At 50.8% G+C, this 23,057-nt stretch carries 13 protein-coding genes; all 13 read left to right on the forward strand.

Annotated elements, in window-relative coordinates; genetic code table 11:
- Positions 1–8: 8 nt before the first annotated feature.
- The 13 genes from menE (at position 9) to SPTER_RS06065 (ending at position 23,030) form a co-directional block, all read left to right on the forward strand.
- Positions 9–1,388: an o-succinylbenzoate--CoA ligase gene (gene menE, locus SPTER_RS06005; RefSeq protein WP_144349494.1), complete on the forward strand. Its 1,380-nt coding sequence runs from the start codon at positions 9–11 to the stop codon at positions 1,386–1,388.
- Positions 1,348–1,740, forward strand: a complete 393-nt coding sequence (locus SPTER_RS06010; protein ID WP_144349495.1) for a PaaI family thioesterase — start codon at positions 1,348–1,350, stop codon at positions 1,738–1,740. Before menE ends, SPTER_RS06010 begins: the two co-directional genes overlap by 41 nt.
- Positions 1,741–1,761: 21 nt before the next feature.
- Positions 1,762–2,808, forward strand: a complete 1,047-nt coding sequence (locus tag SPTER_RS06015; RefSeq protein WP_144349496.1) for a methyltransferase — start codon at positions 1,762–1,764, stop codon at positions 2,806–2,808.
- Entirely contained in the window at positions 2,805–4,403 is a 1,599-nt protein-coding gene (locus tag SPTER_RS06020) for a (2,3-dihydroxybenzoyl)adenylate synthase (protein WP_144349497.1), read from the forward strand. Before SPTER_RS06015 ends, SPTER_RS06020 begins: the two co-directional genes overlap by 4 nt.
- Positions 4,404–4,425: 22 nt before the next feature.
- Entirely contained in the window at positions 4,426–12,342 is a 7,917-nt protein-coding gene (locus tag SPTER_RS06025) for a non-ribosomal peptide synthetase (protein WP_144349498.1), read from the forward strand.
- Positions 12,343–12,362: 20 nt separating this feature from the next.
- Positions 12,363–12,974, forward strand: coding sequence for a serine O-acetyltransferase EpsC (gene epsC, locus SPTER_RS06030; protein WP_144349499.1), 612 nt, complete (start codon positions 12,363–12,365; stop codon positions 12,972–12,974).
- A gap of 88 nt (positions 12,975–13,062) precedes the next feature.
- A complete protein-coding gene (aroF, locus tag SPTER_RS06035) occupies positions 13,063–14,031 on the forward strand; it encodes a 3-deoxy-7-phosphoheptulonate synthase (RefSeq protein ID WP_144352773.1) in 969 nt (322 codons plus the stop codon).
- A gap of 293 nt (positions 14,032–14,324) precedes the next feature.
- Entirely contained in the window at positions 14,325–15,710 is a 1,386-nt protein-coding gene (locus SPTER_RS06040; RefSeq protein ID WP_144352774.1) for an MATE family efflux transporter, read from the forward strand.
- Positions 15,711–15,896: 186 nt separating this feature from the next.
- Positions 15,897–16,622 (forward strand): 4'-phosphopantetheinyl transferase family protein, encoded by a 726-nt coding sequence (locus SPTER_RS06045; RefSeq protein WP_144349500.1) that lies wholly within the window; start codon positions 15,897–15,899, stop codon positions 16,620–16,622.
- Positions 16,623–17,186: 564 nt separating this feature from the next.
- Positions 17,187–18,377 carry an HD domain-containing protein gene (locus SPTER_RS06050; protein WP_211367494.1) on the forward strand — a complete coding sequence of 397 codons (1,191 nt, stop codon included), beginning with the start codon at positions 17,187–17,189 and terminating at the stop codon, positions 18,375–18,377.
- 250 nt (positions 18,378–18,627) lie between these two features.
- The gene (locus SPTER_RS06055) at positions 18,628–21,282 is read left to right on the forward strand and encodes a cation-translocating P-type ATPase (RefSeq protein ID WP_144349502.1); all 2,655 of its coding nucleotides are present in this window, start codon (positions 18,628–18,630) and stop codon (positions 21,280–21,282) included.
- 377 nt (positions 21,283–21,659) lie between these two features.
- Entirely contained in the window at positions 21,660–22,238 is a 579-nt protein-coding gene (locus SPTER_RS06060) for a hypothetical protein (protein WP_144349503.1), read from the forward strand.
- 78 nt (positions 22,239–22,316) lie between these two features.
- Positions 22,317–23,030 carry a metallophosphoesterase gene (locus SPTER_RS06065; RefSeq protein ID WP_144349504.1) on the forward strand — a complete coding sequence of 238 codons (714 nt, stop codon included), beginning with the start codon at positions 22,317–22,319 and terminating at the stop codon, positions 23,028–23,030.
- Positions 23,031–23,057: the final 27 nt, after the last annotated feature.

Here is a 23,057-nt window from a genome sequence, read left to right on the forward strand (position 1 = left end):
TGGAGACCATGGAATGGCTGAAAAAACATTACGACGAGCGGCCGGAGCAACGGTTTATCAATCAACTGACGTTTCGCGAGGTCTATGAGCGTGTCGCTGATTTGGCCCGGCAACTCTATCTTTATGTGCAAAATGAACAGCGAGTTGCCCTTTATTCTCCTAACTCCGCAGATATGGCCCTGTTTTTTTTGGCCCTGCAGGCTTTGGAGAAAGAAGTGCTCCTGCTGAATACCCGTTTAACAGCGGCCGAACTGGGCAAACAGCTGAAAGCGCTGAACATCCGGGTAGTCTTTTCCCATAATGACAGGTTTACCGCTTTTCAGGAAGTGCAGCAGAGTAAAAAAACGGCTGTAAAACTGGCAACTGCCTGGAATAGAGAACACATAGCGGTGATTATGCACACCAGCGCCACCACCGGTGAATACAAAGCCGTTCCCCTGCGGTGGAAACAGTTCTATGCCCATGTACAGGCCTCCCGGCAGCGCCTGGGCGTGACGGCGGCAGATAACTGGCTTATGGTACTGCCGATGTATCATATCAGCGGCTTAAGCATCTTAATGCGCAGCCTGTACAATGGAACACAGACCACAGTTGTGGAAAGCTTTGATGAAGAGCAGATAATCAACCTGATTGAAAATGGCGGCATCAATATGCTGTCCATTGTGCCGACCATGCTCAGCCGGATCATTCACCGGATCAGGCAACATAACTTACGGGTCGTGCTGGTAGGAGGCGAGTTTGTTCCCGATGCCCTGGTGGCAGCCGGTATCAGGAAAAATATTCCGCTGCACAAAACCTTTGGCATGACAGAGACCACCAGCCAGGTTGCCACTTTTTCCGTAGCAGAGCATCCGGGGAAAATGGCGTCGGTCGGCTTACCGCTTGCGGGAACAGCTGTCCGTATTTTAAATCCCGATGAACAGGGGATTGGCGAAATCAGCATTAACAGCCCCATGCTCATGGATGGATATCTGGGAGCCGAGGGGCATCCCGGCTTTTTTAATACCGGGGATGTGGGCTATAGCGATGAAGATGGGTTTATTTATATAGTGGATCGGCGCAGAAATATTATCATATCCGGCGGCGAGAACATTTATCCCCGGGAAATTGAGAATGTTCTCTATCAACTGCCTGAAGTAACAGAATGCGCCGTTGTCGGCCGGCCGGATAAAAAATGGGGGCAGGTTCCCGTGCTATATGTTGTTTCTTCCCTGGATGAAGCGGCCATATACAGCTATCTGGCCAAGCACCTGGCCAGCTACAAGCTTCCGAAAACAATCATCCATTTGGCTGAGCTGCCGAAAAACGCCGCCGGAAAAATAGTAAAACGAAAGTTAGAGGTTTTGGATGGTAAGCAGCAGCAATCTGATCGACAGCTTAAATATTGAGTACATCCGTGTACAGGGCGACACCCTGGAGGCCAAAATGAATTTGACCCGGTTTCACAGCCAACCTTTTGGCTATCTGCACGGAGGGGCAACCATTGCCTTTGGCGAGACGGTTGCCGGCTATGCATCAAACCAAAAAATTGCCGGCGATCAGGCCGCCGTAGGTCAAACCATTACAGCCAACCATCTGAAACCCAAAAAAACAACAGGTTATATTGTGGCCAGAGGGAGACTGCTGCAGCAGGGAAGGCATTCCCATGTTTGGCTATTGGAAATGGTGGATGAAACTAATGCGGTAATTGCCCATATGACAGTTGCCAATGCTATTGTCGGGTTGAATAAAGTAAAGTAAAAGTACAGCGGGAGGGACGGCATGGAGGTACAGGAACGCATGATTATCATGATGCTCCAAGGATTTACCACATCCTATTTAATATGTGCTGCCTGTGAGCTTGAGCTATTTGACCATTTGCACCAGGGGGAAATATATCACGGGGAAATGACAGTCGCAAAATTGAGCAGCCAATTAGCGGTTGAAGAGGAATTGCTGTATCGTTTGCTAAGACCGCTGCTGGCGCTACAGTTGATTCAGGAAGCGGACGGCGTTTTTTTTCTCACCGCCTTAGGGAAAAGGTTATCAAAGCACTCGGAAAACTCACTGAAAGATTTGGCTTTATTTTGCGGGCGGGAATCCATGCCCTGCTGGGCTAAACTGTATGAGGCCGTAAAACTTCGTACTTTGCCTTATTTGCTGGTGGAAAAGCAGCCATTTTTTGCAGCACAGCACGGCGATCGTGAAAAATTTTCCATTTTTAATTCCATGATGCGCAATTCAAGTAAGAACCTGAATCTGTCCGCTTATTTTGCACAGCAGCCGGATAAAAGCCAAATAAATGCTATTGTTGATATCGGCGGCGGCGCCGGTGATATCATGGCCAAATTTTTGCATTTCTATCACAAGGCCACCGGAATCATTGTTGATCTGGAGCATGTAAGAGATGAAGCCCAGCGAAACCTTACAATATGTAGTATAAATCAAAGATGCCGGTTTGCCACCGGAAATTTCTTCGAAAAGCTGGCTGTGCAGGCCGACTTATTCATCTTATCGCGTATATTGCACGACTGGGATGATGAAAAGGCCGGTGAAATTCTAAAAAACACCGGCCAGGCTATGACAGAGGATTCCCGGCTGTTAGTCATTGAAAAGCTAATGCCCGATTCCATCACGCGCGACTGCCTGCCTTTGTATCTGAATGATTTATATATCTGGTCCGTGTGCGGCGGCAAAGAACGGACAGAAGCCGAATTTATAAAACTATTCCGGGCCAGCGGGCTGGTACTTAACAAAAAGTACCGGCTGACAGCCGATGAATATGTACTGGAGGTAAAAAAAGAGTATTGCGGGGAGGAAATAGTATGATTACAAGCCAGGTAAGGTTTGAGCATATTGCCAGAAGATATGAGCAACTGGGCTACTGGGAACCGCTGACGCTGGGAGAACAGTTAAAAATGGCGGCTCAAAAATATCAGCGGCAAGTAGCCGTCGTTGAAGATAATACAAGGCTTACTTATGCCGAACTGGATCTGGCGGTTGACAGGCTTGCCGCCGGCCTGTTTAGACTGGGAATTCATAGTGGCGACAATGTGGTTGTTCAGCTTCCCAATAGTATTGCCTTTATTACGGTTTGTTTTGCTTTATTTCGTATTGGCGCGCGTCCCATTCTGGCCCTGCCGTCTCACCGGGAAGCGGAGCTGGACGCCATTTTTCAGCTGGCAGAACCGGTGGCATATGTTATTCCCCCGTCTTTTTTGGGATTCGACTATGAAAAAACAGCGGATTTTTTAATGACCAGACATTCGTCGGTCAAATTTCTCATTACCGACGGCCAGGGCAGGAAGAGCATTGATCTAAACCAGCTTCCCGCCGCCCCGGTTGCCTTTGAGCGGCCGCCTTCGCATAAAGACATTGCGCTTTTTCTGTTATCCGGCGGCACAACGGGAACACCTAAACTGATTCCCAAAATTCACGCCGCCTATGCCTATAATGCCAAAGCCACGGCGAAACGCTGCGGCCTGACAGACAGGAGCGTGTATCTTGCCGTTTTATCGATTGCGCATGACTATCCGCTTTGTTGTCCCGGCATCCTCGGGACCCTGTTTACCGGCGGGACCGCTGTATTATGCAAGACGGCAAGTTACGAGGAGGCTTTTCCCCTTATCGCCCGCGAAAGAGTGACAATCACGGCCATTGTTCCGGCCATCGCTGCTGTTTGGCTTGAGGCCCTGGCCGAGGATGAAACGGCGGAGGCCGCCAGTCTGGAAGTAGTTTTGGTAGGGGCGGCCAAACTGGAGAAAGAGACGGCCAAACAATTAATCGCCGGACTGGGCTGCAAACTGCAGCAGGGGTATGGCTTAGGCGAAGGAATTACCTGCTTTACATCCCTCGATGATGACGAAGAGATTGCCTGCAGTTGCCAGGGGCGCCCGGTTTCGCCGGCGGATGAAATAAAAATTGTCGATGAAAATGGCGATGAAGTGCCGGCGGGAGAGTTTGGCGAACTGATAGAACGAGGGCCCTACACGTTTCTGGGCTACTATAAGGCGCCGGAACTGAACCGGCAATGCTTTACGGCCGACGGCTTTTTCCGCACCGGTGACCGGGCAAGGCTTACGCCGGCAGGAAATATCCAGATCGAAGGGCGGATCAGGGAGCAGATTAACCGGGCCGGGGAAAATGTAGTTCCGGCTGAAACCGAGACCTATCTCCGCAAATATAAAGGGGTAAAGGATGCGGCCGTACTGGGGCTTCCCGATGAAAATCTGGGAGAGAGAACGTGTGCGTTTCTGATAGCCGATAACCGGACCATTACCCTGGCGGATATTGGTAAATTTTTCCGCGAATTGGGTATTGCCCAGTATAAAATGCCCGATCAGATTGAATTCATTGATAGTTTTCCCCTTACCAACGTGGGGAAAGTGGATAAAAAAAAGCTGCGGGCCATGGCTAGGCAATAAGCTTTTAAGGGAGCGTGCATAAATGAATAAACCGTCTTATGAAGATACAACAACTGTGTTTATTCTGGATTATGAAGCAGTGAAAGCGCAAATTTTGGACATGTTATCAGCACCTGTTGAATTGGATGAACGGCGCAATTTACTGGAGCTTGGTCTTAGTTCGCTGCAAATTATGCGGTTGGTGAACAAATGGCGTAAACTGGGGGCAGCCGTTACCTTTGCCGAATTGATTTCAGACCCCAGCTTGGGAGCGTGGTGGTCTTTATTAAACAAACACTATAGCCCGAGTTTCGTAAGACAGATTACTAGCACAGAACAGCGGCACATTGCCGATATGTATGCCCCGTTTCCTCTTACCGACGTGCAATATGCGTACTGGATTGGACGGCGCCAGGATCAATACCTTGGCGGGGTTGGCTGCCACGGTTATCTGGAAGTGGACGGAAACGCTGTTAACCCTGAACGACTGGCGGCGGCATGGGGACAGTTAGTGAGGCATCATCCGATGCTGCGGGTCCGGTTCTTGCCCGACGGACAGCAGCAGGTATTGCCGGCGCCGGCAGCCAAGCCGATAACAGTGCATGATCTGCGGGAATGCCCGGAGGATGAACTTCCCCAGGAATTACTGGCGATACGCCGGCAGCTGTCGCATCGCCTGCTGGCTATAGAAGACGGCCAGGTTGCGGAAATTCAGCTTAGTTTATTGCCGCAGGGGCGGACCCGCATGCATTTTGACATTGATTTACTGGTAGCCGACGTACAAAGCTTCCAAATCATATTGCGGGATCTGGCCGCCGCCTATGGGCGCAATGAGAGGCCCCAGGCCCCGGACAACTGGAATTTTGCCGAATATCTAAGGCAGGAAGAACAACGGCAGGCGACAGACAAAGCGAAAGCCGCCGAATACTGGCGTAAACGTTTGCCGGCAATGCCGGCGGGGCCGGCGTTACCCTTGCAGGTAAAGCCGGAAACCCTTAAAAACCCTGTGTTCAGGCGGAGAGAGCACTTGGTTGCGGCCCCGGTCTGGGAAGCGTTAAAAAAACGTGCTGCTGCCAATCAAGTGACTCCGGCCATGGTGCTTTTAACTGTCTATGCGCTTGTGCTGGAACGCTGGAGCGCCAACTCGAAGTTTTTGATTAATGTCCCGTTATTTGACCGGCAGGCTGCCGACGAAGGGATCGACAATGTTGTTGCCGATTTTACCAATTTACTGTTGCTGGCAGTGGATTGCACCGGCAGTGAATCCTTCCTGGGGCAAGCGCAAAAGGTGCAGCAACAGTTTTATCAGGATATAGCGAATATAGCGTATTCGGGGATAAAGGTCCAGCGTGATCTGACGCGGCTGCATCCCGGGGAGAAAACGTTTGCCCCCATTGTTTTCTCCTGTAATTTAGGTGTTCCCCTGATTGAGGATGAATTTCGCCAGGCTTTTGGTGAAATCAGCTATATGATTTCGCAAACACCCCAGGTATGGCTTGATTGTCAATTATTTGACATGGACGGGGGCTTGCTGCTGATTTGGGACAGTATTGAGGAATTATTCCCCGCTGAACTGGTGGAGCAGATGTTTAACGCCTACCGGCAGTGCCTTTACCGGTTGGCGGCGGCAGGGAACAACTGGTGGGAGATCCCTGACACCGTACCGGCTTGGCAGCATACTAACCGGCAAAGGACAGTTGCCGTACCGGCAATAGAAACCTGCCTGCATATGCCGTTTTTTGCGACTGCCGCCCGGCAGCCACAACAGGTGGCTCTGATCGAAGGGGCGACCAAAGCCGAAACCTCATACAGTCGCCTCGCCGGATATGCCCTGCAGGCAGCGGCCGCTTTGCAGGCGCAGGGGGTAAAGAAGGGCGATACCGTTGCCGTTACCCTGCCGCGGGGAATGGAGCAGATTGCGGCAGTATTCGGAGTATTGGCGGCAGGGGCCTGCTATGTGCCGGTGGGTCCGCAGCAACCGGCTGTACGCCGGGCAATCATCCACCGCAAAGCCGGCATACGCTATGTCCTCACCAACGAGGCTTTAGCCGGCGGTATTGCCTGGCCGGAGAATACGGCGGTACTTACCATGGAAGCGGCTGAACACAGCTCGCCGCTGGCGGAACCGGTCACAAATCCGGCGGCAAGCTCGGCCTATATCATATTTACTTCCGGCTCAACCGGCGAACCCAAAGGGGTTGAAATCACTCACGCGGCGGCCTGGAATACCATCGCCGACATCAACAGCCGCTATGGCATGACGGTCAGTGACCGGGCCCTGGCGGTTTCCGCCCTGGATTTTGACCTGTCGGTCTATGACATCTTCGGCCTGCTGGGGACAGGCGGTTCCCTGGTGCTGCTTACCGAGGATACCCGCCGGGATGCCTCTTTTTGGCTGGAGCTAATAACAGAATATCGGCTAACGGTCTGGAATTCCGTTCCCGTTCTGCTGGCCATGCTGCTGGTGGAAGCCGAAAGCCGCCGGCAACAGTTATTGTCCTTACGGGTGGTTATGCTTTCCGGCGACTGGATCGGCCTGGATATTCCCGCGAGACTGCAGGCGGTTGCCGCCAACTCCCGGCTTGTGGCCATGGGCGGCGCCACCGAGGCGGCTATCTGGTCCAACTATTATGATGTAACCTTGCCGTTGCCGGCCCACTGGACTTCGATTCCCTATGGCCAACCCTTAACCAATCAGTTGTACCGGGTAGTGGATAAAAAGGGACGGGATTGTCCGGACTGGGTGCCGGGAGAGCTCTGGATCGGCGGCGCGGGTATTGCCAAGGGCTATATTGGCGAGCCGGAACTGACGGAGCAGCAGTTTGTAACCGCCGGGAATATGCGCTGGTACCGTACCGGCGACTGCGGCCGATTCTGGCCGGACGGGAATATCGAATTTCTGGGACGGCAGGATTATCAGGTGAAAGTGCGGGGGCACCGTATTGAACCGGGGGAGATTGAAGCCGCTATCAAAAAGCATCCCGGCGTCGACAATGCCGTAGTTGCCGCAGTTGGCGATTTGCACGGGAACAAACAGCTGATCGGCTATGTGGTTCCGGCCGCTGCGCAAGACGCTGCGCTGTTCCAAGCGGTGGAAACGAATGCCGCAAGCAGGCAGGAACGCTGGGATGCACTATTGCGCATTGGCAAAAGCCTGGCCGCAGCCGGGACGAAAGAAGATGAAACCGAAGCAGCATTTGACCTTTTCCGTGAATATAGTGAAAAATTAACGATTGTCTATATATGCCGGGCTTTACAGCAGGCCGGAGCCTGGTGCCGGGCCGGCGAGAGCTATACTGTCGCCGATTTGCTGAAGCATTGTGATATTCAGCCGCGCTATCGGGAATTGATCGGGCAGTGGCTGGACAGTCTGGCGGAAGAGGGGCTTGTAATCCAAAAGGAAGCCGGCCTGCTGACGAACACCCGGGATTTTCCCAGCGACCCGGCCGCCGTTGTAAACCAAGAGTATCCGGGTCTTGCGCGCTATCTGGAGGACCTGGCACGGTTTCTCAGGCAGTTTGACAGCAACAGTGCGGCTATGCTGCAGGGAAAAGTGGATCCGCTGGAGCTTTTTTTCGCCGAGGCACATCAGGCGCCGGACGATTTCGTCCAAAGGCTGCCGGGAGCGGAACAGAGAAATAACATTGCCCGGGGGCTGCTGGCGGCAGCCGTTGACAGCCGCCAAACCGGCAAACCGGTCAGAATCCTGGAGCTTGGGGCAAGGGGGCTGCAACTGACCGGCAGCATGCTGGCTTTACTTGCGGCTAAACAGGTTGAGTTTTCCTGCACAGATACCTCGGCGTTTTTTATCAATAAAGCCAAAACACAGTTTAAGAACTATCCCTTTGTGGAGTACCGGCAGCTGGACATCAATGAAAATCCGCTGCACCAGGGCTATGAGGCCAACAGCTATGACCTTATTATCGCGGCCAATTCCCTGCATCGCGCCCGCAATATAAAAAATGCCTTGCATAATACATTGGCGCTTATGGCCCCGGGCGGAATAGCGCTGATTCTGGAAATGACGGACAATAGCCGTTTGCAGCAGATAAGCACAGGCTTTCTGGAAAATGGCTTTATTCATTTTGAAGATGAACGGCGTTTCGTGCGCGCGCCGCTGTTTTCCGTTGCGCAATGGCAGGCCCTGCTTCAAGCCGAAGACGGTGCGGCAATGGCTGTTTTTCCGGAAGCCGGTGAACGGATGAGCCGCTATAACCAGCACGTGTTTCTGCTGCAAGCTACCCGCCGGGCAAAAGCTTTTACAGGGGCGCCAATAATAAACTTTCTGCGGGACATTCTGCCTGAGTATATGATTCCGGCGGTATTTATCCCTTTGGAGCAATTGCCGCTTACCGAAAACGGCAAAATCGACAAAAAAGCATTACCTTTGCCAGCTACATCCAAGCACGAAGTTCCGGATAAACCGTTTGTTGCTCCCCGGACGCCGGTGGAATTGTTGCTTGCCGAAATTTGGACCGAAATTCTGCGTGTGGAAGCGATCAGCATGACCGATCATTATTTTGAATTGGGCGGCGATTCCTTGCTCGCAACGCAGTTGAATGCCATGGTCCGGCAAAAATGCAACGTGGAGTTGTCGTTGGAAACCATTTTTAAGAAACCGGTATTGGCCGAACTGGTCGAGCATTTGCAAAAATTAATGGCTGATAATGAGAAAGCGGACAAAGCGGCGGCCCCTATAGCGTTGCAGCAAATCATTCCCCAGCCGGCAGAAACCTATCTGCCCTTTCCGCTAACCGATATTCAGCAATCCTACTGGCTGGGCCGCAGTGGTGTTTATTCTTTGGGTAATGTATCGGCCCATTGCTATTTTGAATTAGATGGGCAGGGCTTGGACCTGGCCAAAGTGAATGCGGCCTGGCAGCGCTTAATGAATCAGCATGGAATGCTGCGGGCGGTGGTTTTGCCTGACGGCCAGTCCCAAAAAATCTATGAACCGGTGCCGGCTTATTCAATAAAAGTTTATGATTTGCGGACAGCAGCCGATGTAGACGCCGAACTGGAAAATATCCGCGAAAGTATGGCCCATCAGATATTCAAAACAGAACAATGGCCGCTGTTCGACATCCGGGCATCTATAACCGGTACGGGGCGCGTTCGCCTGCATATCAGCTTTGACAATATCGTTCTTGATGGCTGGAGCATTTTTCACCTCTTTCGCGAGTGGAAACGGCTGTATGATCAGCCTGAGGCGCTGCTGTTCCCGCCGGCCTTGTCGTTTAGAGATTATGTTATGGCTTTGGAGGAAATCAAAAAAACAGCTGCATATCAGCGGGATCTGAAATACTGGCAGGATCGCCTGCCTGATTTGCCGTCGGCACCGGAACTGCCGCTGGCAAAAAATCCGGATTCGCTTTCCGTCCAGCGGTTTAGCCGTCTGGAAACAAGGCTTAGACGCGAAGAATGGCAAACCATTAAGAAAAGAGCCGCCGAGGGCGGGTTATCTGCCGCCGGTATTCTGCTCACTGCTTATGCGGAGGTTTTAAGCGCGTGGAGCAAACGCTCCCGCTTTACGATCAATTTAACAAGATTTAACCGGTTGCCGCTGCATCCCCGGGTGAAGGAGCTGGTTGGCGATTTCACTTCCTTGACATTATTGGCGGTAGATACCTCAACCGGCAAAACTTTTCTTGAACGGGGCAAAAATTTACAGCAGCAGCTTTGGCAGGATTTGGATCATCCTTATGTCAGCGGCGTTTTAGTGGAACGTGAGCTGGGGCGGATTTCCGGCCCGCGCCAGGCAGTCACCATGCCGGTGGTATTTACCAGTGGCCTGGGCATTGAGCAGGACAGTGAAACCGATACCGGTCAAAGTTATCTGGGAAAAATCACTTACGGAATTTCGCAGACGCCGCAGGTATGGCTGGACCATCAGGTTTCCGAACAGGCGGGAGAATTGCTGCTATCCTGGGATGCGCTGCATGATATTTTCCCGGAAGGATTGCTGGCAGATATGTTTGCGGCCTATTGCGGGCTGCTTAAAGATTTAGCCGGGGATGCGGCAGCATGGTCAAAACCGGCTGCCAGTCTGATCAATGTACCACGGCTGGCGGCAAGGCTGGCAGCCAACAGCACCGGTGCGCCGGTTTCGCGGGAGACACTGATTAGTTTATTTGCCGGTCAGGTGGAAAAAGACGGCAAGAGACCGGCACTAATAACCGCAACACGTACTTTAACCTATGCGGAACTGGCGGTCAGGGCAGACCTCGTAGCCCGGTTCCTGCTGGCAGCCGGAGTGCAGCCCGGCACTCTGGTTGCCGTGGTGATGGACAAAGGCTGGGAGCAAATTGTGGCAATACTGGGAATTCTTAAGGCGGGAGCTGCCTATTTGCCACTGGAGGCCAGTCAGCCGGAGGAGAGAGTGCAGTTACTATTACGGGACGGTAATGTCAGGGTGGTGCTTACCCAGTCGGCTGTGGCTGCAAGGAGCGTCTGGCCGGAAGATATGGTTCGGTTAGACATTGACCAAATGACGGTGAACGGGGCGGGAAACGGCGTATATACCAGTGATGTCCGGCCGGAGGATCTGGCCTACGTAATTTACACCTCCGGTTCCACCGGTTTGCCGAAAGGAGTGATGATTGAACACCAGGGAGCGGTGAATACCATCTTAGATATTAATAAGCGGTTGGACATTGGTCCCGGCGACAGGACCATAGCCCTCTCCAATCTGAATTTTGACCTTTCCGTATATGATATTTTCGGCATGCTGGCTGCCGGTGGCGCTGTTGTTATTCCCGACGCCGAACGCGTCAAAGAGCCGGCCTACTGGCTCGAACTCCTGGCAAAAGAAAAGATAACCGTCTGGAACACAGTCCCGGCCTTTATGCAAATGCTGACAGAATATGCCTCCCAGGCCGAAACACCGCTGGCGGCTTCCATAAGGGTGGTGCTTTTAAGCGGGGACTGGATTCCCCTGGACCTGCCTGACAAAATCAAAAGGCTTTTTCCCGAAGTCCGGGTAATTGGCTTGGGCGGTGCCACCGAAGCCTCCATCTGGTCCAATATGTATAGCATTGAGACCGTTGATGCAGGCTGGAAAAGCATTCCCTACGGCAAACCGCTGACGAATCAGCGCTATTATGTGCTAAATGAGGCAATGCTGGACTGTCCGGTTTGGGTGCCGGGAAATCTCTATATCGGCGGGAACGGCCTGGCCAGGGGCTACTGGCAGGATGCTGAAAAAACGCGGGCAAAGTTTATTACCCATCCGCACACCGGCGAACGTCTGTATTACACCGGCGACCTGGGGCGCTACTGGCCGGACGGTACGATTGAATTTCTGGGAAGAGAAGATTTACAGGTAAAAATCAGCGGCTATCGCATTGAACTGGGAGAAATCGAATTTACTGTCAGGCAGGTTGAAGCAGTAAAGGATATTGTGGTGGGAATAGGGGAGGAATCTCCCGGACAACCGAAGCTGGTTGGCTACGTGGTGTTGGATGAAAATCAGGAAACCGATTTTTTCAAACCCCGGCATGCGGGCGGTGAGAAGGTATTTGATCCGGAAATTTTCTCGGCAGTGATCAAAGACAAGCTTCCACGCTATATGGTACCGGAACGCTATGTGATAATGAAGGCATTGCCCCTGTCCGCCAATGGCAAGATTGACCGCAAGGCCCTGGCCCAATTGACTCCTAAACAGGAACCGGCAGCAAGTAGGCCGAGCAGGGCCCCGGCCACCGCTGCCCAGATAAAACTTGCCGCGGTATGGGGAGAAGTTCTTAACTATCAAGCTCCGGGTCTTGACGACGATTTCTTTGAATTTGGCGGGGATTCACTACGGGCCATCCAGTTTGTCAATCTTGTAAAAAAACGGTATGGTATTGAATTGTCGCTGCAAACACTTTTCCAACAATCCAAGCTGGCTTTATTGGCGCAGACTGTTGAACCCGCAACAAACTCAACAAATACAGAGGATTTTGTTGAAGGCAAACTTTGACAGGAGGCTGAGTCTGGTTTATGATTGCACTGCTGGAAGACATCCGGGCTATCTACAGGCATGATCCTGCCTGCAGGAACATCGAGTTTCTGCTTTATCCATCCCTGCACGTTATTACGGTTCACCGGTATGTGATTCATCCGCTTTACCGCATAGGGATACCCTTTTTACCACGTCTGTTTTCTCAGTTGATGCGCTTTTTCACCGGGATTGAAATTCATCCGGGAGCAAAAATCGGACCAGGATTCTTTTGTGACCATGGCAGCGGGGTGGTTATCGGCGAAACTGTGGAAATTGGTTATAATTGTACCCTGTTTCATGGCGTTACCCTGGGGGGAACCGGCAAGGAGCAAAGAAAACGGCATCCCACTATTGGCGACGATGTGTATATTGGCCATGGCACCACTATCCTTGGTCCGGTCACTATTGGCAGCAGAAGTAAGATTGGTGCGCAAACGGTCATCGTCAACCGGGATGTTCCGCCAGACTGCACCGTGATCGGTTCGACACCCAGAATTGTAAAAATGGAAGGCAGGAAAGTAAATATTTCCCTGCCTGTGGCCGGCTACCGGCAAATGGAGCAGGAACGGGAAAAAATGACGGAACTGACTGCCTGGGCAAAGCAGGGATGATCAATGCCTGCCCAATAAACTGATAAAACCTGGCAGGAACAAAGGACTTGTTCCTCAGAAGGAAGTGGTCATTGTGGCTAAAAAATTGATGGAAGCCGGCTTGCAATATCAGTTGTTCCAGGGAGACACAGCGCCGGCTAACGGTGTGAACGACCAAAAGCAGTCCGTTGCCGGCGGCATAGCAGTTGATGGTTTTCCGGGAGTTAAAAAGTCAAATCATGTAAGGGAAAGCTGCAAACTTGTCAGCCGGGAATTCCAACAGGAAGACACAGTAGTTGATGTGCAGGGAGTAAAAATAGGCGGGCTGCATTTAGGCATCATGGCCGGTCCCTGTGCGGTGGAAAGCCAGGAGCAACTGCTGGAAGCCGCCAGAGCGGTTAAAAGAGCCGGCGCGCAGTTCTTGCGGGGTGGAGCCTACAAACCCCGTAGCTCGCCCTACTCTTTTCAAGGCTTGGAAGAAAAAGGATTGAATATGCTGGCAAAGGCCAGAGAGCAAACCGGTTTAAAAATTGTGACGGAAGTTATGGATGCCGCGGCAGTTGACATTGTCAGTCAATATGCTGATGTATTGCAAATCGGCACAAGAAATATGCAAAACTTCCATTTGCTTAAAACTGTCGGCAAGACCGATAAACCCGTGCTGCTTAAGCGCGGCCTGGCGGCTACCATCAGTGAATGGCTGGATGCGGCGGAATACATTATGTGCGAAGGCAACTATAATGTTATCCTCTGTGAACGCGGCATCCGTACTTTTGAGACTTATACCCGCAATACGCTGGATCTGGGGGCCGTCGTTGCTGTAAAGAGATTAAGCCATTTACCAGTCATTGTCGACCCCAGTCATGGCACCGGACGCTGGAAGATGGTAAGACCTATGGCCTGCGCGGCAATTGCAGCCGGTGCCGACGGGTTGATTATTGAAGTGCATCCGAATCCGGATGTGGCTTTGTGCGACGGCAAACAATCCCTGACGCCGGCAAACTTTTCCCTGCTAATGACAGAGGTCGGGGCTATTGCCGCAATCAGAGGCAAAACTATCCTGTATAGAGAAAAATAAGGTCAGCCCAAACCGGAACTGCTATTTCCTGCCGGTCAGTAAGGCCAACGGCGATTTGTTTTGGAAGCGTAATTACATTTGCAAAGCGTTGCTAATCTATATTTTTGGCACAGGCAAGCAGGGCACTTCCTGTGCCGAAAATACGTTTTAGCATAAAGATTTATCCTTTTTGTCATTGAGGCAAAAGGGGTAAACAGATATAATTATATTGATAATGAATATCAATTTCGCTTTGATCAGGCAACAATGACTGATTCGCTAATTCATTAAAAAAGTCAGGAGGAATTTCTTTGATGCAGGCAGCTGTGAGTGACAAAGAACAAGAGAAATATTTTATTTTAAACGGAAATCTGTGGAAGGTGATGACCGACTTGTCTTGGCCGGCAATTATCGCCATGATTCTTTATGGCTTGAACACTGTCATTTCGGCAGTTTTTGTCGGCCATTTCGTGGGTGAAACCGCGTTGGCGGGAGTTTCCGTAGCCTACCCGTTGACGCAGATCAGCATCGGGATAGGTTCCCTGGTTGGTGTTGGCGCCGGTGCCGTACTGAGCATTGCCATCGGCCGCCAGAACCAAACTACCCAGGAGCGCCTGCTGGGGACGGTCAACTATATTTCTGTGCTGGTAACGGCGGTATATATGGTACTAGGACTGGCATTTTCCACACAATTGGTGAAAATGATGGGGGGAGCCGGCGAAGTATTGATTCTGGGCGATATCTATTTCCGGATTACAGTGATTGGCGCTTTTTTCTGGATCTACGGGCTGGCGGCGAATATGATCGTCCGGGCCGAGGGCAAGATGAAGGCGGCGGCGGTGATGATGGGCATTGGCCTCTTAGCCGACGTGTTGGCGAACTACCTGCTAGTCGCGCTTCTCGGCCTGGGAGTAAAAGGGGCGGCCTGGGCAACCAATGTCGGCATGCTGGTATACACTCTGCTGGGCTGGTTTTATTTTGGCCAGGGTTTTGCGTCCTTCAGGGCCAAGTTATTTACCTTTAACTGGGATAAAAACACGGTTAAGTCCATATTCAGCCTGGGAATGTCTTCATTCATTATGGTCGTTATGAGCCTGGTGCAGGGGGTTGTTGTGTTTAACGCCCTGGCCCGTTATGGCACGGTGCTGGATATAGCCTTTTATGGCGTGGTTTACCGTATATTTATCTTTGCGTTGACTCCGATATTCGGCTTAATGCGGGCGCTGCAGCCGGTTGCCGGCATAAATTACGGCGCCGGGCAATATGAGCGGGTTATAAGCGCATATAAGATATTTACGGTTGCGTCCCTGCTGCTGACCCTGCCTTTCTGGCTTATTTCCATGGCGGCGCCGGCCTGGGCGCTGAACCTGATGCTACCTGACCAGGCCTTTACCGACACGCAGTTGATGTATTTCCGGATCTATATGGTGTTATTGCCCCTGCTGTCGTCTATCTTTATGGCGATGACTTTTTTTCCGTCCATTGATAAAGGGAAACCAGCGGCCATGATCGGGATTGCCCGGCAACTGGTTTTCTACATACCGGTCATGTTGATCCTGCCACAAGTGCTGGGTGTTGCCGGCATTTATATCGGCTCACTGGCCATCGACGCGGTGATTGTACTATGGACTGCCGTCATGGTGAAAAAAGAATTTTTGTTGCTCCGCACTGCCGGTCAAGCAACCGCTTTAAGTACATAACGCATTACAGAATATAGGCGGCTGGCTGGTCAATTAGCTGCGACCCCTGCCGGTTTTACAGAGGCCGGTGCGGTGGAAGGGGGGCGCTGGCCTGTCCGGTTTCAGCCTGCGGTGGTACTGCGGATATAAAGGCTGGCCCGGAAGAAATCGGGGTGTGGACGGGTCATACAAGGAGGGAGTTTATTTTTGCTAATCCGGATTATGGAATTGACTGCCACCCAGTTTATTTCAGACTCGCCTTTGCTGTTGCCGGCCGGTGAAGTCCAACTCTGGCCGGTTTCTATACAAGACTTCGCGTGCGGGAGCAAGGAACTGGCTATGCTGCTTTCGGCAGAAGAAACCGGCCGGATGAAGCAGTTTCGTTTTCCCCAAGACCGGTTGCGTTTTCTTGTGGCCCATGGACTGCTGCGGCGGATGATCGGGCAATATCTGAATATTGCTTCCGGCCGGATTTTGCTCGAAAGCGGCTCTAAGGGCAAGCCTGAACTATATGGAAAGCACGGCCAGGAGCTATTTGCCTTTAATATTTCCCACTCGCATAATCTGGTAGTTTTGGCTTTTGCCAGAGCTCACAAACTTGGTGTTGATGTGGAACATATCCGGTGTATGCCGGATTTCCCGGAAATAGTGGCGTGCTTTTTTCATCCCCAGGAAAAAGCAGCTTTTCAGCGCCATCCCTACGGTGCAAGGCAGCAGGCTTTTTTTGATTGCTGGACATGTAAAGAGGCATTTGTCAAGGCGACAGGGGAGGGTTTGAACCGTTCCTTAGATTCCTTTTGCATCACGAGCAACAGTGAAAATAACAATACCAGGCTCAACGTGACCGGCGAAGGGATCAGTACTGCAAGCTGGAATATTGCTCCCTTTAGACCTGCCCCAGGTTATGCCGGTGCTGTTGCTTTCGAGGTTTAACAGGAAAACCTGCGGCATACCGGGCCGGGGAACAGGATAACTGATCGGCTTGCGGCTAGGCCAGCAACCCGTATTCGTGCCAGGTGGTGTTTGCGCTATTTAACGCTCTACTTGCTGCCTGGCTAAAGCACTGGTGCAGCTATCAACCAGTGTCCCTTACGTTTGCAACAGAAGGTAAGGTGCTTGGGCAGCAGAAGGCCAGGTTGTTTGGGTAAGTAAAATTTGACAAAGAAAAAGAATGACCATATAATTAAACGCTGGATAGATAATGATAATCAATGTTATAAAAAGAGGGGTTTATTGCAGTGAGTAAACAGAGCAAAAATATCTCTTATCCGGCATTTATGCCCACGAAGCTATCTAAAGCCTAGCTTTTTGCAAGTGACTGTCAATAAAATATAGCCCACAGCCTGCAAATTCTTGAAGTCTTGCAGGATTTTTGTATTTTCCTGGGAATGTATTGGGTATGACGATCCGCAGTAGGAAATGGCAGTTTGCGCGAATTCGGCCCATTTGGCTAAATCTGAACAAATAAAAGGTAAATGGGACAAAGGCGGGATAGCAGTGATTGGAAAAACCTTTATTGAATTAGTGTATGAAAGTGCCCATATTCAGCGGTGGAATGACCATATCCGGCCCAAAGGCTTTACGGAATTGGACAAGCAGGCCCACAAAATGATTATTGCTTTTGTATTGGCCAGATTTGAAGAGGATGACCGGGGCGCGGTCATTAACTGGGTCAATTTAATTGAGGGGGGAATTTTCGAATTTCTGCACAGGATTTGTTTAACAGATATAAAACCTTCGGTTTTTCGTGAGCTGATGTCTACCCATGGTGATAAACTGAACCGCTGGGTATTGAATGAATTAAAGCCGAAAATAGACTGTATTGGAGAAGCGTTTTACAATAAATTTGCCAAGTATCTCCTAGAGGCACAATATTTTCACAAAGAAAAGAAAATCCTGCGGGCCGCCCATTATCTGGCGACTAACTGGGAGTTCCAGATTATCCACAACCTTAATTCGAACATCTATGGCTTAGAAGAAACAAAGGCCAGAATTGACAATGAGATTGAAGATCATTCCGACCTGGTTGGCGTGCAGAAAATCTGGTTAGGAAAAAAGACTAATCATTTTATCAATCTCGTCGGGCAATTAAGATTTCAGCAAAGGTGGGCTCAAGCGCCCAGAGTGCCGGAGACCTCGGTGATGGGGCACATGTTAATTGTAGCAATACTTGCCTATGTATTTTCGATACAGACCGGGGCTTGCGCCCAACGGATTGCCAACAACTATTTTGGCGGGTTGTTTCATGACCTGCCGGAGGTTTTGACCAGAGACATCGTTTCCCCGGTGAAAAGATCAGTACAAGGGCTGGAAGATCTGATCAAGCAAATCGAGAGCCGCCAGATTCAGGAAAAGCTGCTGCCGCTGTTGCCTTCAGGCTGGCATAAACAGATCTATTATTTTATTCAGGATGAGTTCAGCAATAAGGTTATTGTCGACAACCAGATAGTAATTGTGGGTTCAGGGGAAATAGCCGCTAACTATAATGAAGATCAATATTCGCCGATTGATGGTGAATTGCTGAAAGCCTGTGACCATTTTGCCGCCTACATCGAAGCCAAGCTTTCTTTAGCCCATGGCATTAGTTCGCGGCACCTCCGGGAGGGCGCTGATGATCTGTACAAGATTTATGAAAAGAAAAAAATAGCAGATATTGACTTTGGCCGGCTTTTTGATTATTTTAAGTAATAGGGATGATTGCTGCAAAATCAAATTGTAGCATAAGTTTTCAGGACAGGACCACCGTCCCGCGGCTTTTTGCCGGCCCAATTATCATACATAACCTGATAGACCGCGGGTTAAACTTCTAACACTGTATCACAGCATGCAAGCTAAGCCCCCTGTGCATTTTTGCCGGCCAAGATGACAGTAACGGCTGTCCTCACGGGCGGGGCTTGGTTATTTGTATGTATCATCGTTGAAAGGTATGTGACTGCATATGTGGTTCTCAAAAGCACCGGAACAGGCGCTGAACGAATTTACTGTCAACCCGGCGACCGGGCTGACTACGGAAGAAGCCAAAGCCAGACTGGCCAAGTATGGCGAAAATAAGCTAAAGGGCAAACCCAAGAAAGGGTTAATCGCGTTATTTTTCACCCATCTGCAGGATATGCTGATTTACGTCTTGCTGGGGGCAGCAGTTATTACTGTTTTTATTGGCGAATATGTTGACGCGGTTATTATCCTGCTGGTAGTTGTTTTAAATGCAGTTATCGGTGTTGTGCAGGAATACAAAGCGGAAAAGGCCATCGAAGCCCTGCAGGACATGACAACCCCCAGAGCACTTGTAAAACGTGATGGCGAGGTCAGGGAAATTAATTCCGAGGAGATTGTCCCCGGTGATATCATCGTCCTTGATGCCGGCCGCTTTGTCCCTGCCGATCTCAGGCTGATCGACAGCGCCAATCTTAAAATAGAGGAATCATCGCTTACCGGCGAATCTGTTCCGTCTGAGAAAAATGCCAATGCTATACATGAAAATTCTAAAACCCCGATTGGGGACCAGTCCAATATGGCATTTATGTCAACTTTAGCCACCTATGGCCGGGGGGAAGGCGTTGTTGTCGCCACGGCGATGGCTACGGAGATTGGCCGGATTGCCACGATACTGGATGAAGATATTGAAGAAATGACGCCCTTGCAAAAGCGGCTTGATGAGCTGGGCAAAATCTTAGGGTTTCTGGCTATCGGCATATGTGTGCTTATATTTATTATCGCCCTTTTCCAACAACGTGATTTATTCGAGATGTTCATCACCGCCATAAGTCTGGCAGTGGCGGCTATTCCGGAAGGGCTGCCGGCTATTGTTGCCATTGTTCTGGCCCTGGGGGTTACCAGAATGTCCAAAATCAACGCCATCGTCAAAAAACTCCCGGCCGTGGAATCACTGGGGTCTGTAAACATTATTTGTTCAGACAAAACAGGAACCCTGACTCAGAATAAGATGACAGTGGTAAAACTTTATACTTTCGGCAATGTAAAGGATATCCCGGCGGCGGGCACAGGACTGGAAGCCGGACAGGACGAGCAGGAGCTGATAAAATCCTTTGTATTGTGTTCTGATGCAACCTATGAAAATGGACAAAGCACCGGTGACCCCACCGAGGTGGCATTGGTTGTCCTGGGGGAAAAATATGACCTGGCCAGGAGAACGCTGCATGCCGAGTATAAACGGGTTGGCGAAAAACCATTTGATTCGGAACGGAAATTAATGTCGACCCTCAATAAAGAAGAAAATGCCTATCGGGTTCATACCAAAGGGGCGATCGATAATATTCTGGAATTATCAACCACGGCCTTAGTGAATGGCCGGATTGTTCCCCTAACAGCCGAGATGAAAGCAACCTATCTAAAGGTTGCCGAAGAAATGTCAGATCATGCCTTGCGCGTTCTGGGCGCGGCCTTTAAAAACACAGACCGTAAGCTTGAGCAGGCCGACATGGAAACAGACTTAACCGTGATTGGGTTAGTGGGTATGATTGATCCGCCCCGGATTGAGGTCCGCGATTCCATCCATGAAGCGATAAATGCCGGCATTACACCGATTATGATTACCGGCGACCATAAAAATACGGCAGTAGCCATCGCCCGGGAACTGGGGATCGCCACCAGCATCGAGCAGAGTATTACCGGTGCCGAGCTGGATCAATTATCGGAGGAGGAGTTTTTAAGTAAAATAAACAATTACCGGGTCTTCGCCAGAGTGTCGCCGGAGCATAAGGTCAAAATCGTAAAAGCCTATCAGGCCCACGGCAACGTTGTGTCTATGACCGGTGACGGCGTCAATGACGCTCCCTCATTAAAGAACGCCGATATCGGTGTCGCGATGGGGATCACCGGGACTGACGTTGCTAAGGGTGCCAGTGATATGATTCTTACCGATGATAACTTTACAACGATCGTCCATGCCATTGAAGAAGGCCGGAACATTTACAACAATATCAAGAAATCGGTTATATTCCTGCTTTCCTGCAATCTGGGCGAGGTTGTGGCCATATTCGTTTCCGTCCTGTGCTACTGGCCGTTACCGCTTATGGCCACTCATTTGCTGTGGATTAACCTGATTACAGATACCCTGCCGGCGATTGCCCTTGGTATTGATCCCGGCAATAAAGATGTCATGAAGAAAAAACCCCGTGACCCCAAAGAAAGCTTCTTTGCCAACGGAGACGGCTTCAGAGCGGTCATGGGCGGCCTCCTGATCGGGAGCCTTACGCTCGCCGCCTTCTATTTTGGCTTGCGGGAATACGGCTACAGCCTGGGCTCAAGGTCTATCCCGGACGAGGTGCTGACCTATGCCCGAACGATGGCGTTTGTAGTCCTGGCCGGTTCCCAGTTATTCTACTCCTTAGCCATGCGCGACCCGGACAAGTCCATTTTCCAAATTGGCTTATTCTCTAATAAGTTTCTGATTGGTGCAATCCTGGTCGGGTTTATTTTACAGTTTGCTGTCATCTCCGTACCGTTCCTGGCTGCGGCCTTTAAGGTCCAAATGCTTTCTGCACACGACTGGGGCCTGGTTATCCTGTTTAGTCTGGTGCCCTTGGTATTAAAGGAAAGCTCTAAATTATTTACGCGTACAAGTGGCAATTAGCATGGAAAAAAGCCGGAATTGACCTCCGGGAACCCGCTTTGTCTGGCAACGGACAATAGCGGGTTTTTTTTCCGGTTGCCCGGGACTCGGAGCAGCAGGCCTGACCACCATTGCTTTCGCCGAAGGATATTGGAATTTTATGGCGAACTAGTACCTTGTCAGCCCTAATCCAGTGAATACTGCCGGTCTATTTCCCGCAACCCTTCGTTGTCGTCAGTCGGCATACGTCCGGTATGCCTCCTTCCTCCGCCTTGGTTTGCGAAAAATAGCCTCGCCATTATTCTACCGTTTTAAGGCTGCCAAGGTACTAGTACCTTGACCACATTATATTTTAAAGCCCTCTTCCTGTTGGAGGGTTTTTAAGGAGATGATGATCAATGAGCCTGTGCCGGCAAATTTTATTATGGCTTCTCGTCCTTTGTTTCGCAACGGTTGCCGGGCCTGTTTATGCGCTTACCCCGCTCACAGTGGCCGTTTTGCCTGTTATCAATACCGCCCAGTACCGGTACGCGGATGATGTGCAGATCGTGCAGGACCTTATAAAAAAGCCGTTCAAATACCCTTATTATGCGCTGCTGCCGGCAGATACGGTTGCCCAAGCCACGCAGGCCGTTAGCACTGATAAGCATCCTTTCAGACTAACGGATGAGCAGGCTATGGCCGGTCTTGCCACCACCTTGTCCGCTGATATCGTTGTTGTTGTCGAATTGTCAAAAGTCCGGCTGAAACGGTTATATCTGCCCTGGTATGATGATACCTACATTGACTCCGACATCGTGCTGAAAGGGTATGCCTATTCGGCCGTAACCGGCAAATATGATGTAATCAAAGTGTCTAAAGCCAAATGGGAACCGGAAAGCATTTATACAGATGCCGCCTTTGTTTTTACCGAATTGACCGAGCAAATACTGGTTAAGCTGCCTTATAAACGCATCCCGGTGCAGGCCGGGCAATGAACCGGCTGCCGCCCGGCCTGCCATACGGCTTGCAGACAGCCGGAATACACCGAGTGAAATAGGAGAGAAGGGGACGGAATGCGGACCGTTGATCGTATCTTAGCGACTTCAGACCTGCACGGCCAAAACACACGCTTTGTTAACCTGTTGAAAAAAACCGGTTACGAACCAGACCAGGACCTGCTGGTGGTATGTGGCGATTTGATAGACCGGGGCGAGGAAAACCTGGACTGCCTGGCTACTTGTTTGGAGTTACAGCAGCAGGGGGCCGTCCTGCTTAAGGGCAATCATGAGCAGTTCTTAGAACACAGCCTGGTTGAAATGCTGACAACCGATACCTGGCGTACCCGGCCCTCTGACAGCCTGTATACCTGGATTAAGCATAACGGCGGCGCCCGGATGTACGAGGAAATAAAAGATTTGTCACCAGGCCGGCTAACGGAAATCCTGCAGTTTGTCCGCAGCCTGCCCCTTTATCTGGCTGTCGGCAAGTTCATTTTCAGCCATGCCGGCGCCAATACCGCCAAACCGATTGAAGCAAATACCGAAAATGAACTGGTATGGATGGAGGCAAACTTTCCTTTTTGCCCGGCCTATGCCGGCAAAGTTCTTGTATTCGGGCATATTCCCACCTGGCTTTTATATCATTACAACGACATCAAAAAGAGAAAACAGGCCAGGATCTGGTACGACCGCCAGCACCAGGACAAAATCTGCCTGGACTGCGGCGGGGTATTCGGCGGACAGCTGGCCGCCATCGAGCTGCCAAGCTGCCGCGAGTTTTATAATTAAGTCGCCTTATTTTATTGAAAGCGGTGA

This window comes from Sporomusa termitida (assembly GCF_007641255.1).
In the GTDB taxonomy this organism is placed as follows: Bacteria; Bacillota; Negativicutes; order Sporomusales; family Sporomusaceae; genus Sporomusa; species Sporomusa termitida.

What these genes read in the sequence shown, in the direction of transcription:
- SPTER_RS06020 (WP_144349497.1), top strand. Translation starts at nt 2,805, where the DNA reads ATGATTACAAGCCAGGTAAGGTTTGAGCATATTGCCAGAAGATATGAG.
- SPTER_RS06010 (WP_144349495.1), top strand. Translation starts at nt 1,348, where the DNA reads ATGGTAAGCAGCAGCAATCTGATCGACAGCTTAAATATTGAGTACATC.
- SPTER_RS06060 (WP_144349503.1), top strand. Translation starts at nt 21,660, where the DNA reads ATGAGCCTGTGCCGGCAAATTTTATTATGGCTTCTCGTCCTTTGTTTC.
- epsC (WP_144349499.1), top strand. Translation starts at nt 12,363, where the DNA reads ATGATTGCACTGCTGGAAGACATCCGGGCTATCTACAGGCATGATCCT.
- menE (WP_144349494.1), top strand. Translation starts at nt 9, where the DNA reads ATGGAATGGCTGAAAAAACATTACGACGAGCGGCCGGAGCAACGGTTT.
- SPTER_RS06040 (WP_144352774.1), top strand. Translation starts at nt 14,325, where the DNA reads ATGCAGGCAGCTGTGAGTGACAAAGAACAAGAGAAATATTTTATTTTA.
- SPTER_RS06025 (WP_144349498.1), top strand. Translation starts at nt 4,426, where the DNA reads ATGAATAAACCGTCTTATGAAGATACAACAACTGTGTTTATTCTGGAT.
- SPTER_RS06065 (WP_144349504.1), top strand. Translation starts at nt 22,317, where the DNA reads ATGCGGACCGTTGATCGTATCTTAGCGACTTCAGACCTGCACGGCCAA.
- SPTER_RS06055 (WP_144349502.1), top strand. Translation starts at nt 18,628, where the DNA reads ATGTGGTTCTCAAAAGCACCGGAACAGGCGCTGAACGAATTTACTGTC.
- SPTER_RS06015 (WP_144349496.1), top strand. Translation starts at nt 1,762, where the DNA reads ATGGAGGTACAGGAACGCATGATTATCATGATGCTCCAAGGATTTACC.
- aroF (WP_144352773.1), top strand. Translation starts at nt 13,063, where the DNA reads ATGGAAGCCGGCTTGCAATATCAGTTGTTCCAGGGAGACACAGCGCCG.